Origin of the sequence: Pseudochrobactrum sp. AO18b (assembly GCF_000409565.1) — a bacterium.
Lineage (GTDB): Bacteria > Pseudomonadota > Alphaproteobacteria > Rhizobiales > Rhizobiaceae > Pseudochrobactrum > Pseudochrobactrum saccharolyticum.
The window spans coordinates 1-14,450 of record NZ_ANNO01000102.1; the positions used below are offsets into that span (position 1 = coordinate 1).

11 protein-coding genes are annotated in these 14,450 nt (G+C 53.0%); 4 read left to right on the forward strand and 7 right to left on the reverse strand.

Translation table 11 applies throughout. The features are described from left to right. The 4 genes from purH to htpX all read right to left on the reverse strand — a co-directional run. A partial coding sequence (purH, locus tag A918_RS0104405) for a bifunctional phosphoribosylaminoimidazolecarboxamide formyltransferase/IMP cyclohydrolase (RefSeq protein WP_022709879.1) occupies positions 1–1,549 on the reverse strand: 1,549 nt, incomplete at its 3' end. A 135-nt stretch (positions 1,550–1,684) separates the two neighbouring features. Continuing rightward, positions 1,685–3,412 carry a heparinase II/III family protein gene (locus A918_RS0104410; protein ID WP_022709880.1) on the reverse strand — a complete coding sequence of 576 codons (1,728 nt, stop codon included), beginning with the start codon at positions 3,410–3,412 and terminating at the stop codon, positions 1,685–1,687. 283 nt (positions 3,413–3,695) lie between these two features. Beyond that, positions 3,696–5,135 carry an RsmB/NOP family class I SAM-dependent RNA methyltransferase gene (locus A918_RS0104415; RefSeq protein ID WP_022709881.1) on the reverse strand — a complete coding sequence of 480 codons (1,440 nt, stop codon included), beginning with the start codon at positions 5,133–5,135 and terminating at the stop codon, positions 3,696–3,698. Then, positions 5,132–6,172, reverse strand: coding sequence for a zinc metalloprotease HtpX (gene htpX / locus A918_RS0104420; RefSeq protein WP_022709882.1), 1,041 nt, complete (start codon positions 6,170–6,172; stop codon positions 5,132–5,134). The genes A918_RS0104415 and htpX overlap by 4 nt, the downstream gene beginning before the upstream one ends. A gap of 149 nt (positions 6,173–6,321) precedes the next feature. Here htpX and A918_RS0104430 point away from each other — a divergent pair, with 149 nt between their 5' ends. Beyond that, positions 6,322–6,573 carry a DUF1674 domain-containing protein gene (locus tag A918_RS0104430; RefSeq protein WP_022709884.1) on the forward strand — a complete coding sequence of 84 codons (252 nt, stop codon included), beginning with the start codon at positions 6,322–6,324 and terminating at the stop codon, positions 6,571–6,573. 18 nt (positions 6,574–6,591) lie between these two features. On the opposite strand, the gene A918_RS0104435 is transcribed toward A918_RS0104430, so the two are convergent. Beyond that, complete coding sequence (locus A918_RS0104435) at positions 6,592–7,044, reverse strand: GNAT family N-acetyltransferase (protein WP_028233383.1); 453 nt, start codon at positions 7,042–7,044, stop codon at positions 6,592–6,594. Positions 7,045–7,133: 89 nt separating this feature from the next. Here A918_RS0104435 and A918_RS0104440 point away from each other — a divergent pair, with 89 nt between their 5' ends. Then, positions 7,134–8,012: an NAD-dependent epimerase/dehydratase family protein gene (locus A918_RS0104440; RefSeq protein ID WP_022709885.1), complete on the forward strand. Its 879-nt coding sequence runs from the start codon at positions 7,134–7,136 to the stop codon at positions 8,010–8,012. Positions 8,013–8,032: 20 nt separating this feature from the next. Here the strand turns inward: A918_RS0104440 and acs are convergent, their stop codons facing one another. Both acs and A918_RS0104450 read right to left on the reverse strand, forming a co-directional pair. Next, a complete protein-coding gene (gene acs / locus A918_RS0104445; protein WP_022709886.1) occupies positions 8,033–9,988 on the reverse strand; it encodes an acetate--CoA ligase in 1,956 nt (651 codons plus the stop codon). Between the two features lie 303 nt (positions 9,989–10,291). Continuing rightward, a complete protein-coding gene (locus A918_RS0104450; protein ID WP_022709887.1) occupies positions 10,292–10,984 on the reverse strand; it encodes a YggS family pyridoxal phosphate-dependent enzyme in 693 nt (230 codons plus the stop codon). A 114-nt stretch (positions 10,985–11,098) separates the two neighbouring features. Here A918_RS0104450 and leuS point away from each other — a divergent pair, with 114 nt between their 5' ends. Both leuS and lptE read left to right on the forward strand, forming a co-directional pair. Further along, positions 11,099–13,714, forward strand: coding sequence for a leucine--tRNA ligase (gene leuS / locus A918_RS0104455; protein ID WP_022709888.1), 2,616 nt, complete (start codon positions 11,099–11,101; stop codon positions 13,712–13,714). Continuing rightward, positions 13,701–14,282, forward strand: coding sequence for an LPS assembly lipoprotein LptE (gene lptE / locus A918_RS0104460; RefSeq protein WP_022709889.1), 582 nt, complete (start codon positions 13,701–13,703; stop codon positions 14,280–14,282). The genes leuS and lptE overlap by 14 nt, the downstream gene beginning before the upstream one ends. Positions 14,283–14,450: the final 168 nt, after the last annotated feature.

Genomic DNA, 14,450 nt, shown 5'->3' on the forward strand with positions numbered 1-14,450 from the left:
TCACTTCATCATCACGCATTGAACCGCCTGGCTGGATAACAGCTGTAGCACCGGCTTCAACCGCCGAGATCAGACCATCAGCAAACGGGAAGAACGCATCCGAGGCAACAACTGAGCCTTTGGTCAGAGGTTCGCCGCCGGCCACCGCTGCTGCATCTTCTGCCTTGCGTGCTGCAATACGGGAAGAGTCGATACGGCTCATCTGGCCTGCGCCAACGCCAACAGTTGCACCATCTTTAACATAGACAATCGCATTGGACTTAACGTGTTTGGCAACACGGAAGGCAAATTTCAGATCAATCATTTCCTGTTCGGTTGGTGCACGCTTGGTCACGACTTTAAGGTCAAGATCATCAACATTGCCATTGTCACGGTTCTGGATCAGCAGACCACCAGCAACGGTTTTCGCGGCAATGCCCGGTGCGCGGACATCCGGCAGGCCGCCGGTAACGAGCAGGCGCAGGTTTTTCTTGGCGGCAACAATTGCCTGTGCTTCCGGTGTTGCATCCGGCGCGATAATCACTTCAGTGAAAATCTTGACGATTTCCTCAGCAGCTTCCGCATCCAGTGTACGGTTGAGAGCGACAATACCGCCAAAGGCTGAAACTGTATCGCAGGCATAGGCCTTGAGATACGCCTCTTTCAGCGATGCACCTTCAGCTACACCGCATGGATTGGCGTGTTTGATGATGGCAACGGCTGCGGTTTTAGCCGGATCAAATTCTGCCACCAGCTCATAAGCTGCATCGGTGTCATTGATGTTATTGTAGGAAAGCTGCTTGCCCTGAAGCTGGGTGGCAGTGGCCACACCGGCGCGGGTTTCACCGGTCAGATAGAAACCTGCCTGCTGGTGCGGGTTTTCACCATAGCGCATTACGGAATGCAGCTTACCGGCGAGTGCACGGTGCAGCGGGGCTACTTCTTTTGTAGTTTCAGCAAACCAGCCGGAGATCGCGGCATCATAAGCGGCAGTACGGGCAAAAGCCTTACCGGCCATGCGCTGACGGAAGGCATAAGGCAAAGAGCCATTGCCGGTTTCCAGTTCAGCAACAACGCTGCCATAATCGTTAGGATCGGTGACAATCGTCACATAAGCATGGTTCTTGGCGGAAGCACGGATCATCGCAGGGCCGCCGATGTCGATATTTTCAACGGTGGTGTCGTAGTCACCGCCCTGATAGCGCACTTCTTCAAACGGATAGAGATTGATTACTACCAGATCGATGCCGGTAATATTGTGGGCTTCCATCGCCGCAACATGTTCCGGATCATTACGCACAGCGAGCAGACCGCCGTGAACGCCCGGGTGCAATGTCTTGACACGGCCATCCATGATTTCAGGGAAATTGGTGATTTCCGAAACGTCGCGCACCGGAATACCGGCTGCTGCGATGGATTTGGCAGTACCGCCGGTGGACAGAAGCTCAACGCCCTTTGCGTGCAAAGCGCGGGCAAAGTCTACCAGACCGGTTTTATCCGATACGGAAAGCAGTGCGCGGCGCACAGGGAAAAGATCAGGAGCGGGAATATGTTTGGAGCTGACAGCCATGACGGTCTCTTTGTGCTTTATGTCGGGACAATGCGTCTGGACGGATCTGATTACCCGTCACATACATCAATCCGGTAAAGTGGGACAAAGGCGGCGTATCACAGGCGCGCGAGGAATCCTAGATTTTTATGACATTCATACATACTGACCGAGACCGGTGCGGGTAAAGCGCCAGCTGACATGGTCACTCTCTGTCGCAGAGAAGGTCAATACGATCTGGCGCGAGCGCACAGGGCCGCGGAAACCGGCGAAGAAGATGGAATCTTCAAGCTGCGGCATGACATCGGCACAGGAAAATGCCCAGCTGTCATCGTGATCGGCGGTCAGATGCACCACACCGTCTTCATCCATGCGGATATAGACCTGCGGATGAATATGAAAGCGCACTGTCACCAGATCGGATTGCTGTTTGTTTTTACCGCTGCGCGTGGTTTTCAGATGCGATTTGATAAAGCGGTCAACACCTTCAATCAGACTGCCATTATGAGACAGCACAACCTGACGCTCATGGGTATAACCGAACAGCCGGACATAACCGTCATGGCTGGCAACAAATCCCTGTTCGCCCATGCCTTCCAGTCGTTGACGTCTGACACTGGTTGGGCCTGCAATAATCGGCGTGCCTAGAACGCTGGAAATGCTGGAATTGAGGCTGAAACGGCACGAAGACGTGTCGTTGATCGTCGCCGTGGAATGGGCCGCTGTGGTGCGGCCAAGCGGCCGGAATTCCGGCGGGCCGTAACGGTCGATACCGGAATTGACAATATAGCGTTGACGGCCGGAGGACATTTCAAATGCCAGACAACCGGCATGGGCATCGCGCGATGCAGTGACCGGTGGCGGCAGACCCGTATCGGCAATGATTGTGGTCGAGCCCATATGCAGGCGCTCATAGCCGGAATGCGGCGCATGAGTGAGCGGCGCGCCGTCTGTCTCGTCATGGCGCAGCACGGAAATCAGACGCTCCGGCAAGGTAGGCCCCACGCCATTGAACAATGCCAGACTGCCGTCCTGATGACGGAAGAAGCGTAAGGCTGGCAGCATACGCTCAACGGTTTCAATCAGAGCTTTGGGCGGCGATTCATTGCCGTTGCTATAGGTCTGGCGCAGTGGCAGCAGATCGGCCAGTAACTCCAGAATGGCGGCAGGATTGCGCGAAATATGGCCGCCATCGGCCAGTATCTGCCGGTTCAGCTCATATTCAAGATGGCGGCGTGCCGAACGCGCCATGGATTGCGAGACCGGCAGTGCAAGACTGGCAAAAGCCAGTGCAATACGTGCACGTAATTTATCTTCACCATCATCCATCACACCGGTCATGGTGCGCAAATAGCGTACCTGCATCGCCAGCGAGCGCATGAATTTGCGATAGGTGGCGAGATCGGAGGTGGCAAGGATGATGTTGGAATGCTGGAGCCAGGCGATAATACGCTGCGCAGTAATTTCCGGCGACCAGGCAATGCCTTCAATACGCTTGCCATGCATACGGATCCAGTCTTCGACCAGAGCGCGGGCATTGACCATAGCCAGTTCGGTTCCGGCAGCACGCATATTGCGAAGCCAGCCAAAGGAATGCAGCGAGGCTTCCCATGCATCTGTCGGTGGTTCAATGGCAAAAGGGGAGATGCCGCCGGTTTCCACCAAACGACCGGCCAGCGCATAGCGGCCGTGATAAAATTCCTGTGCCAGCTGCGGGTCGGCAACGCGCAAATCCGGCGGGGCAATCAGCACCCGTTCCGGTGTAAAGCCGGAAAAGCGCCAGCGAAACATCGGCCCGCGCCGCACACGTCTGCTGAAACGTCGCCAGCCTTGGGCAACGGCCAGTGTCCACAGATGCGGGGTTTCGCTCAGCGCGACATTCACGGCAGCGTACTCCTTAGAGCATGTCGCGCTCAAATGAATTCATTTGAGCTACCGCGAACATGCGACAATTAACAGAATCTAGAGCGAACGCAGTGGCTACGATTAAACGCGACACGCTCTAGAGCATGTCGCATGGATAAATCCGGTGGCGATATGCTTCGTTATTCATGCGCTATGATCTATCATTCCACGGCAATAGTGAACTCTTTGTTAACCAAGAGCTGCGGAATGATGTGGATCGGCATGTTTTTTTTTAAGAAACAGATAAGTTATTGGTTGGTTTTCAGGCCGGACGACGGAAGCGTGCAGCAAAGAAACCGTCAAGACCGGCCATTTTTGGCTCATCATGAGGCAAATCAGCAGGCGTTGAACGCAGGAAACCCTGATCTGTAATCAGCGGTTCCATGCCCTTCAGTTCTTGCACCTTGAATGGTTCGGATTTCAGCACGCCTTCTGCAAGAATAGCCTGCGCCATATCTTCACCTTCCTCGCGGTTAAGCGAGCAATTGGAGAAGACAATAATGCCGTCCGGTTTGACCAGAGAAATGGCATGACGAAGCAGTTTGGCCTGTACCTGTGCCAGCCGGACAATATCATCCGGTGTTTTTGTCCAGAGTACATCCGGATGGCGGCGCACTGTACCGGTGGATGAGCAAGGCGCATCCAGCAGAATGGCGTCAAACAACTCGTCCGTTTGATAATCGAGAATATTGGTCGCGATCAGCTCTGCGTCCAGTTGCAGACGGTCGAGATTGCTTTTCAGACGCTTGAGGCGGCTCTTATTGATATCGAATGCGGTGACTTTAGCTCCGGCCATAATCAGCTGGGCAGTTTTGCCGCCGGGTGCGGCGCAAAGATCGGCAACGCGTTTGCCTTTGATATCACCGAGCAATGTGGCAGGCAGGCTTGCTGCCGCATCCTGCACCCACCATTCGCCTTCCGCAAAACCTTCCAGCGAGGTGAGGGCACCTTCAAAAGAACCAAGACGTACAGAGCCGTTTGGCAGCAGCGTGCCGCCGAGTTTTTCTGCCCATTCTGCCGGATTGCTTTTAACCGTCAGATCGATGGAAGGTTCATAGGCCTGCATGGCCAGAATGGCTTCTGCCTGTTTCTTGCCATAAGTTTTAGTCAGGCCTTCAATATACCATTCAGGGCCGTTCGGAATTTTCAGCTCGATAGCGCGCTCTTTATTGCGGGTGAGGCGGCGCAGCACGGCATTGACGAGGCTGGCATATTTGCGGTTGCGCGGATCGATATTGGCGGAAGTCACAGCCAGATCAACGGCTGCATGATCCGGTACGTCGAGATAGAGGATCTGTGCAGCACCGACATGAAGCAATTGCTGCAAGGCAGTCGCATTGGCAGGCAGCGGACGGTCGAGCAGCTTGCACAAGGCTGTTTCAATGGTGTTGCGATTGCGCAAGGCGGTGCCGAGAATAGCGCGCACAAGCGAACGGTCGCGGTCATCCAGTTCCATATATTGGGGATGGCCGTGATGCGCATCCGTGAGACCGTCTAGCGATGTGTTTTTGGCAACCACAGCATTGAGCAGTTTGGCAGCGCATTGGCGTACATTCAGCCCCGGATGTTCTGCTTCAAGCTTTGCGCGATATTCGGCCTCGGACTGACCAAGATTATGATCCTGATTTTGACTCTGCTTATCAAACGGCTTTTTATCTGAGCGAAAGCCGGTGCGTTTTGCGGCAGGGTTTTTATCGTTCAAGACCACGGTCCTTTATAGGGTTTTTCCGGCTCATCATCCGGTGAAGAATCGCTGCCCGCTGCCTGTCCCCACGGATTATTCCGTGTCGGTGTGCTGCGCGGGCGGTTCTGTGATTGGTTATTTGTCGGGCTATATGCACCAGACTGACGGTTCTGAAAACCATTATCTGTATTATCATAGACAGAATTAATGCCCATTTCCTGCGCAATACCTTCCAATGCGGCAATACGGTTTGCCGTATCAGGGTGGGTAGAGAACAGATTATCCGCGCCGCGACCGCTCAAAGGATTGATAATAAACATATGCGCAGTGGCCGGATTATGCTCGGCCTCTTCATTCACGGTTTCATGGGCACCGCGCGCAATCTTGTTCAAAGCAGAGGCCAGCCAGAGCGGGTTGCCGCAGATTTCCGCGCCGCGCCGGTCAGCAGCATATTCACGGGTACGGCTGACGGCCATCTGCACAATCATGGCCGCAAACGGTGCAACAATCATCGCGATGATTGTGCCGATCATACTCAGAGCATTGTTGTTTTCACGATTGCCGCCGAAGAACATTGCAAAATTGCCGAGCATGGAAATCGCACCGGCAAGCGTCGCGGTGATTGTCATGGTCAGTGTGTCACGGTTTTGCACATGCGCCAGCTCATGCGCCATCACCGCAGCAACTTCCTGCTTGTTCAGGCGCTGCAACAGGCCGGTTGTAGCGGCAACAGCTGCATTTTCCGGATTGCGGCCGGTGGCAAAAGCATTGGGCTGATCTTCGTTGATGACATAGATTCTAGGTGTTGGCAGACCGGCGCGATCCGACAACTCACGGACGATGCGGTAATATTCCGGTGCAGTATTTTCATCCGCCTCCTGCGCATTATACATACGCAGCACCATCTTGTCGGAATTCCAGTAGCTGAAGAAGTTCATGGCAACAGCTATCACCAGAGCAATCATCATGCCGCCTGAGCCGCCGATCAGATAACCGATACTCATAAACATGGCTGTCATGAAGGCAATCAGCATGGCAGTACGCATCATGTTCATTCAGTATCTCCGTTCCGGTTCGTCAATAAGGTCATTTTCATGTGATGATAAAATGGGGCTTGCAGACTATATCTTCAATAAGACAAGGGCTATGATAGCACTGCTAAAACTTAATTTGATATATGCTGCAGACGGACAGGACAAAACCCATGGATAATGAAACACCATCAGCGAATAATAATGTGGTTTCATTGGCAGATTATCAAAAATCAGATGCTCCTGCACCACGCAAAAAATTTGAAGACCTGCCGCCTGCCGCCCAGCGTGCTTTGCTGGAGGCTGAAGAGCGCCGCGCCGCAGAACAGCAGGCGGAAGCGGCAAAAGAAATCGGTGGCCGTGGCGGCAAAGATCCGGCGCGCTATGGTGATTGGGAAATCAAAGGTCGCACGATTGATTTTTAAAGGCGGATTTTTCCTTTTCTATGATTCACGTGAAATGGCGGGGAGGCGGGTATAATAGATGTCCCATTCATCCTCGCCGGTTTTGTGAAAGCCGTGTTTTTCATAAAACCTTGCAGCATCGCTTCTTTGTAAGACACTGAGCTTTATAATTTTCCTCGCCTGTTCGGCTTCGGTAATCAGTTGCGCTAAAACAAGGCCTCCTAAACCGCACCCCTGAAAAGCCGGTGCAATGTAAAAATGTTCCAGAAGCCAGTCGTCTTCGTCAGGCCCCAGCGCAACACATCCGGCGAACTGGTTGCCGATCAAGATTAAGCGTGTGTGCTGCGGGCGGAAGCTGTTTTGAAAACGTTCAAACGCCCGCTGCGGGTCAAAACGGCCGATCCGTTCAAGACTTTCCCGCATGGTGAGCAGACGCAGATCCAATAATCTGCTGAAATCTTCTGAACGTGCGGGGCTGAAGTGAAAATGCATGATCCGGTCTCATTTGGCTGCAAAGCGGTATGATTATTGCCAGAGCATTGCTATCAGGAAAACAGGTATTTCAAATACGGGTTTGACAGATGAAAATTGCGGTTACCGGTGCTGGCGGGTTTATCGGGTGCAGGCTTGTCATGCATCTGCGTGAACAGGCGCATGAAGTACGGATTATTGCTCGTCATGAGCTGAGTGAGCCTGATTTTTCCGGTATAGAATGTGTCATCCATTGTGCAGGCATTGCGCACAGAAGCGGAAGCAATGCTGCCTCTCCCGCAGAGATGGACGCGGTTAATCACCGGCTGGTTTTGGCTTTGGCTGAACAGGCACGTATGGCGGGAGTGAAGCGCTTCATCTTTGTTTCGACAATTAATGTGGTTGCGGGGCATCCGTCACCGCTGACAACAGATTTGTCCTATCGCCCGCTGACTGATTACGGGCATGCAAAAGCACTGGCGGAGCAGGGGCTTTTGAAAATGCAGGGGCTTGAAATCGGTATTGCACGGCCTGCGCTGGTTTATGGTGCCGGTGCCCCCGGTAATCTGCGCCTGTTATTGAAGCTCTGCGACAGTGCTGTGCCTCTGCCCTTTGGCTGTGCCAATAATCAGCGCAGTTTTGTTTCTTGTAATAATGTGGTGCGGGCACTGGAATTTATGGCTCTGGCCGGTCAGGCGCAGGTTGACCGCCGGATTTTCCATCTGGGTGATCCGGTGTTGCTGTCGACAAAACAGCTTGTCACAAAGTTGCGGCAGGCAATGGGCAAAGCCAACAGAATGGTACCAGTGCCACGCCCGCTGATGAAAGCAGGCCTGACATTCTTAGGCAAAAAAGCCATGTATGAGCAGCTTTTTGAAGATCTGATGATTGATGGCAGTGATCTGGAGGCCGCTGGATTTGCCTATCATGACGGTCAGCCGGACATGACAGCAATGGCTGATGCCTATATAAATAAAAAGGCCGGTTGAACCGGCCTTTTTTTGTTCTGTCACTTACGGTTCTGACGCTTTTCGATCAGATCATCCACAACTGCCGGATCGGCCAGAGTTGATGTATCGCCGAGTGCACCGAAATCATCTTCTGCAATTTTGCGTAAGATTCGGCGCATGATCTTGCCCGAACGGGTCTTTGGCAGGCCCGGTGCAAACTGGATCATATCCGGTGTTGCAATCGGTCCGATCTCACTGCGCACATGCTTGGTCAGTTCTTTGCGCAATGCATCTTCATCATGCTCTGCTTCGCCGGTCATCAGCGTGACATAGCAATAGATGCCCTGACCCTTGATCGGATGCGGATAGCCGACAACAGCGGCTTCCGATACCGAGTGATGCGAAACCAGAGCCGACTCGATTTCCGCAGTACCGAGGCGGTGTCCGGAAATATTCAGCACGTCATCGACGCGGCCGGTAATCCAGTAATAGCCGTCTTCATCACGGCGGCAGCCGTCACCGGTGAAATATTTGCCCTTATAGGTGGTGAAATAAGCCTCAATGAAGCGGCGGTGATCACCATAAAGGGTACGCATCTGACCCGGCCATGAATCGGTGATGCAGAGATTGCCGTCGGCAGCACCTTCGATCACAGCACCTTCCGCGTCCACCAGCTGTGGTTTGATGCCGAAGAATGGACGGGTTGCCGAGCCCGGTTTCAGATCGGTTGCACCCGGCAGCGGGGTAATCAGAATGCCGCCGGTTTCAGTCTGCCACCATGTATCAACAATCGGACAGGTCTGATCGCCGACCACATTATAATACCATTCCCATGCTTCCGGATTGATCGGCTCACCGACCGAGCCGAGCAGGCGCAGGGATTTACGGGAGTTGCGGGTTACGAATTCATCACCGGCACCCATCAGAGCGCGGATTGCTGTTGGTGCGGTATAGAAAATATTGACCTGATGCTTGTCGACCACTTCCCAGAAACGTCCCTGATCAGGGAAGTTCGGCACGCCTTCAAACATCAGCGTGGTGGCACCATTGGCGAGCGGACCGTAGACAATATAGGAGTGACCGGTGACCCAGCCCACATCCGCTGTACACCAGTAAATATCGCCTTCATGATAATCGAAGACATATTCATGGGTCATCGAGGCATAAACGAGATAGCCGCCGGTGGTGTGCAGCACGCCTTTCGGCTTACCTGTGGAGCCGGATGTATAAAGGATGAAGAGCGGGTCTTCAGCTTTCATCGGTTCCGGTTCGCAGACCGCATCGACGCTTGCAACTTCCTGATGATACCAGAGATCACGGCCACGACCCCAGTTGATCTTGCCGCCGGTACGGCGCACAACCAGAACCTTGTTTACAAACACATATTGTTTAGCGGCGATATCAATCGCGGTATCGGTATTTTCTTTCAGCGGAATAGGTTTGCCGCCGCGGATACCTTCATCCGAGGTGATGACGAATGTGGATTCACAGTCAATAATACGACCGGCCAGCGCCTCCGGTGAAAAGCCTGCAAAGACGATCGAATGTACTGCGCCGATACGCGCACAAGCCAGCATCGCATAGGCGGCTTCCGGAATCATCGGCAGATAGATGGTAACGCGGTCGCCTTTGCGAACGCCGTGTTTTTTCATCACATTGGCAAGGCGGCAGACATTTTCATGCAGCTCGCGATAGGTGATTTTCTTGTCGATATAAGGGTTGTCGCCTTCCCAGATAATCGCGGTCTGATCTCCGCGCTTTTCGAGGTGACGGTCAATACAGTTGTAAGAGACATTGGTGACGCCGTCTTCATACCAGCGAATAGAGACGTTATCTTCGAAAGACGTATCTTTCACCTTGGTATAAGGTGTGAACCAGTCAATACGTTTGCCGTGTTTGCCCCAGAATGCGTCAGGGTCGCTGATGCTTTCATTGTACCATGAAAGATAGGTGTCATTGTCGATCAGCGCGCGCGCTTTCGCCTCCGGCAAAATCGGATATTTCTTCTCGGACATAGTTCCTCCTCGCGCCGGCGGCCCTCCTTGCCGGCACATTGCATAAAAAACCGCACCATTGTTAATGCGTGCGGTTCGCATCGTAAATCAGGCAAAAAGTCTGATCTGCTCCCGTATTGGTGTCGGGGTGCCCCATAGCGTTCCCTCTTAGGGTTCAATGACGGCGTAATCCCTCCGGCACAATTGTCGGAATTGCGTCGGAGTTTATAATTGTTACAGGGTGAAGCAAGACAATTATTTGCGACAAGTTGTTGTACTGTAAGATTACAGTGAAAAACTGCACAGCCTGGAAAGAAGATTTGGTCAGGCCTTTGTTAAAGGCGGACGGCTGCCGAAAATTGCTGAGCCGACACGCACATAAGTCGCGCCGAAAGCAATGGCGGTCTCGAAGTCACCGGACATACCCATTGATAATTCAGAAACGCCTGCTTCAGCTGCCAGCTTGCGTAGCAGGGCAAAATGCGGGCCCGGATTTTCATCAACCGGCGGAATGCACATCAGACCGGCAATCTCCAACCCGTGGACATCACGGCAACGGGCAACAAAGGCAACAGCTTCACGCGGGTCGATGCCTGTTTTTTGCTCTTCACTACCGGTATTAACCTGAACGAATAATTTGACGGCGCGGTTCTGCTTCCTGATTTCTCCGGCGAGGCTTGCGGCAATCTTTTCGCGGTCAACAGTCTGGATTACATCGAATAAAGCCACAGCGTCTGCCGCTTTGTTGGATTGCAGGGGGCCTATCAGATGCAGCTCGACGCCTGAGAATTTCTCACGCAGTTGCGGCCATTTGGCTTCTGCTTCCTGAACACGGTTTTCACCGAAAATACGCTGTCCTGCTTCCAGTGCAGGTGTGATTTCTGCGGCATCAAAGGTCTTGGAAACCGCAACCAACTGCACCGAACCTGCTGTCCGCTGCGCTTCATGTTCACTTTGCGCAATGGCCGTGCAAACTGCTTTGAGATTGTCCGCAAGGGGGCTGGTGGGTGCATTCATGGTATAAATCTCCTTTTTCTGCCGCTTCACTATGGGAGAAGGTTGACGCTTTGGCCAATCCATGATGAAGGTCGCACTACATATTCCATTCTCTTTGCATGAGTAAATACAGCCATGGTAACTGAACGGGCAACCGAACGATATAATCCGCGCGTAAGCGAAGCCCATTGGCAGAAGATCTGGGAAGAAAACAAGATCTTCGAAACGTCCAATGATGATCCACGCGAAAAATATTACGTGCTGGAAATGTTTCCTTATCCGTCCGGCCGCATTCACATCGGCCATGTGCGCAATTACGCAATGGGCGACGTGATTGCCCGCTATAAGCGCGCGCGCGGTTTTAATGTTCTTCATCCGATGGGATGGGACGCCTTCGGTATGCCAGCAGAAAATGCGGCGATGCAGAACAAGGTTCATCCGAAAGAATGGACCTATCAGAATATCGCCACCATGAAACGTCAGCTCAAAACCATGGGTCTGTCGCTGGACTGGTCACGCGAATTCGCAACCTGTGATGTGGATTATTACCACCGTCAGCAAATGTTGTTCCTTGATATGTTTGAAAAAGGTCTGGTGACCCGCAAAACATCCAAGGTCAACTGGGATCCGGTCGATAATACGGTTCTGGCCAATGAGCAGGTTGTTGACGGCCGTGGCTGGCGCTCCGGTGCGCTGGTTGAACAGCGCGAACTGACCCAGTGGTTCTTCAAGATCACCGATTTCAGCGAAGAGCTGCTCGCCGGTCTGGATACGCTTGACCAGTGGCCGGACAAAGTGCGTCTGATGCAGAAGAACTGGATCGGCAAGTCGGAAGGCCTGCAGCTGCGTTTTGCGCTTGCTGAACGCGAAGGCGATATTGAGGTTTATACAACCCGTCCGGATACGCTGTTCGGTGCGTCTTTTGTGGCGATCGCTGCCGATCATCCGCTGGCAAAACAGCTCGCTGAAACCAACGAAGGTCTGGCTGCTTTTGCCGCTGAATGCCGTCAGCATGGTACATCTGTTGCGACACTCGAAACCATTGAGAAAAAAGGTTTCGACACTGGTTTGCGCGTTCAGCATCCGTTTGATCCTTCATGGACATTGCCGGTCTATGTCGCCAATTTCGTGCTGATGGAATATGGTACAGGCGCGGTCTTCGGTTGCCCTGCACACGATCAGCGCGATCTGGATTTCGCCAATAAGTATAAGCTGACCGTTACACCGGTTGTTCTGCCTGCCGGTGCCGATGCGGCAAGCTTCACAATCACCGATACGGCTTATAGCGACGAAGGCACGCTGTTCAATTCGCGTTTCCTCGATGGTATGACACCGGAAGCTGCGTTTAATGAAGTGGCAGATCGTCTGGAAAAGACTGATCTCTATGGCAAGCCGCAGGCGTTCCGCAAAACACAATATCGTCTGCGTGACTGGGGTATTTCCCGTCAGCGTTACTGGGGCTGCCCGATTCCGATGATTCATTGCGAATCCTGCGGAACCGTGCCTGTACCGCGCAATGATCTGCCGGTGCAGCTGCCGGATGATGTTGCGTTTGACCGTCCTGGCAATCCGCTGGATCGTCATGACAGCTGGCGCCATATCAACTGTCCGAAATGCGGCAGCAAAGCCCGTCGTGAAACTGACACGATGGATACATTTGTTGATTCATCCTGGTATTTTGCGCGTTTCACTGCTCCCTGGGAAAATGAACCGACCGACCGCAAGGCTGCTGATGAATGGCTGCCGGTTGATCAGTATATCGGCGGTGTGGAACATGCGATCCTGCATCTGCTTTATTCGCGCTTCTTCACCCGCGCCATGAAAGTGGCCGGTCATCTGGAAGTGGAAGAGCCGTTCAAGGGTCTGTTCACGCAGGGCATGGTGGTTCACGAGACCTATAAGCATAATGGTCAGTGGGTATCACCGCTGGAAATCCGTATTGAAGACAAAAACGGTGTTCGTTCGGCAACCATGCTGGATTCCGGTGAAACGGTAGAAATCGGCTCGATTGAAAAAATGTCGAAGTCGAAGAAAAACGTTGTCGATCCGGATGATATTATTTCGTCTTATGGTGCGGATACCGCGCGCTGGTTCACTCTGTCGGATAGCCCTCCGGAGCGTGATATCGTGTGGACAGAAGCCGGTGCGGAAGGTGCGCATCGTTTTGTGCAGCGCGTCTGGCGTCTGATTTCTGAAGCCGGTGAAAACCTGAAAGGTGTTGCTCCGAAAGCTGCCTATGAAGGTGATGCCGCACAGATTTCCAAGGCTGCCCATAAGACTGTGAAAGCCGTCGGCGACGATATTGAGAAAATCGTCTTCAACCGTGCGATTGCCCGTCTTTATGAGCTGCTGAATGTGCTGAGCACACCTTTGCAGGCTGTTGCTGCCGGTAAAGCCGATGATGTGACCAAAGCTGCCACCCGTGAAGCAACCGATATGTTCATCAGCATGATTGCACCGATGATGCCGCATCTGGCTGAACAGTGTAATGCGGTTTTGGGCGCGACAGATCTGGTTGCCACCCGTGGCTGGCCGGTGATTGATGAAGCATTGCTCGTTGAAAATGACATTACGCTGCCGGTACAGATTAACGGTAAGAAGCGTGGTGACATTACAATTGCGCGTGATGCGGATCAGGCAACAGTGCAAGCAGCGGTTTTGGCACTTGACTTTGTTCAGGCTGCGTTGAACGGTAGTCAGCCTAAAAAGCTCGTTGTTGTACCGCAGAGGATTGTGAATGTCGTTGTCTGATCATCACACTAAAGACAAATCTCCGATCCGCAAAAAGCGGCTGGCAGTGCTGACAGGTCTCGTCCTGTCAGCTTTTGTTGCCGGTTGTACGGTGCAGCCGCTTTATTCATCAAGTGGCAGTGCCGGTGTCGGCGGTGTGCCTTCCAGTGTTAAAACCAAGCTGGCAACCATCAAAGTGGATGATGTGGATTCCATTCCGGCGCAGGCGGTGCGTAACCGCCTGATCTTCGGACTGTCCGGCGGGGCAGGGGAACCGTCACAGCCGGCTTATCATTTGGCACTTGGTTTCTCGACAAGCACAGAATCTGCTGTTGAAGTGGATGTTGGTGATTCAACGGAAGGCCGTGCATCTGCCGGTACGGTTCGTATGAGCTCAAATTATGTGCTGCGTGACAGGGATGGCAAGGTTGTAGCCATCGGCCGCCGTCAGGTCAGTTCATCCTATGACCGTCCGCGTCAGGAATTTGCGAACCTGCGTGCCCATCGTGATGCCCAGCAGCGTGCAGCCGAAGAGCTGGCGCAGTATCTTGTACTGTCTCTGGCTCAGGATATGCAGAAACTCCCATAGCACCTGATCCAAAACCGCCAGACTGGGCTGCAAATGGCAATTTCCTGCGCTCCGGTACTCATGTACCTCAAAGTACATTCCGTTCCGGTGCTCAAAAATCACCATTTTCGCCACAGCCTGACAATTTTTGACCGAGGTTCTATATCCGTGTTTCGTCAATATAAAAAA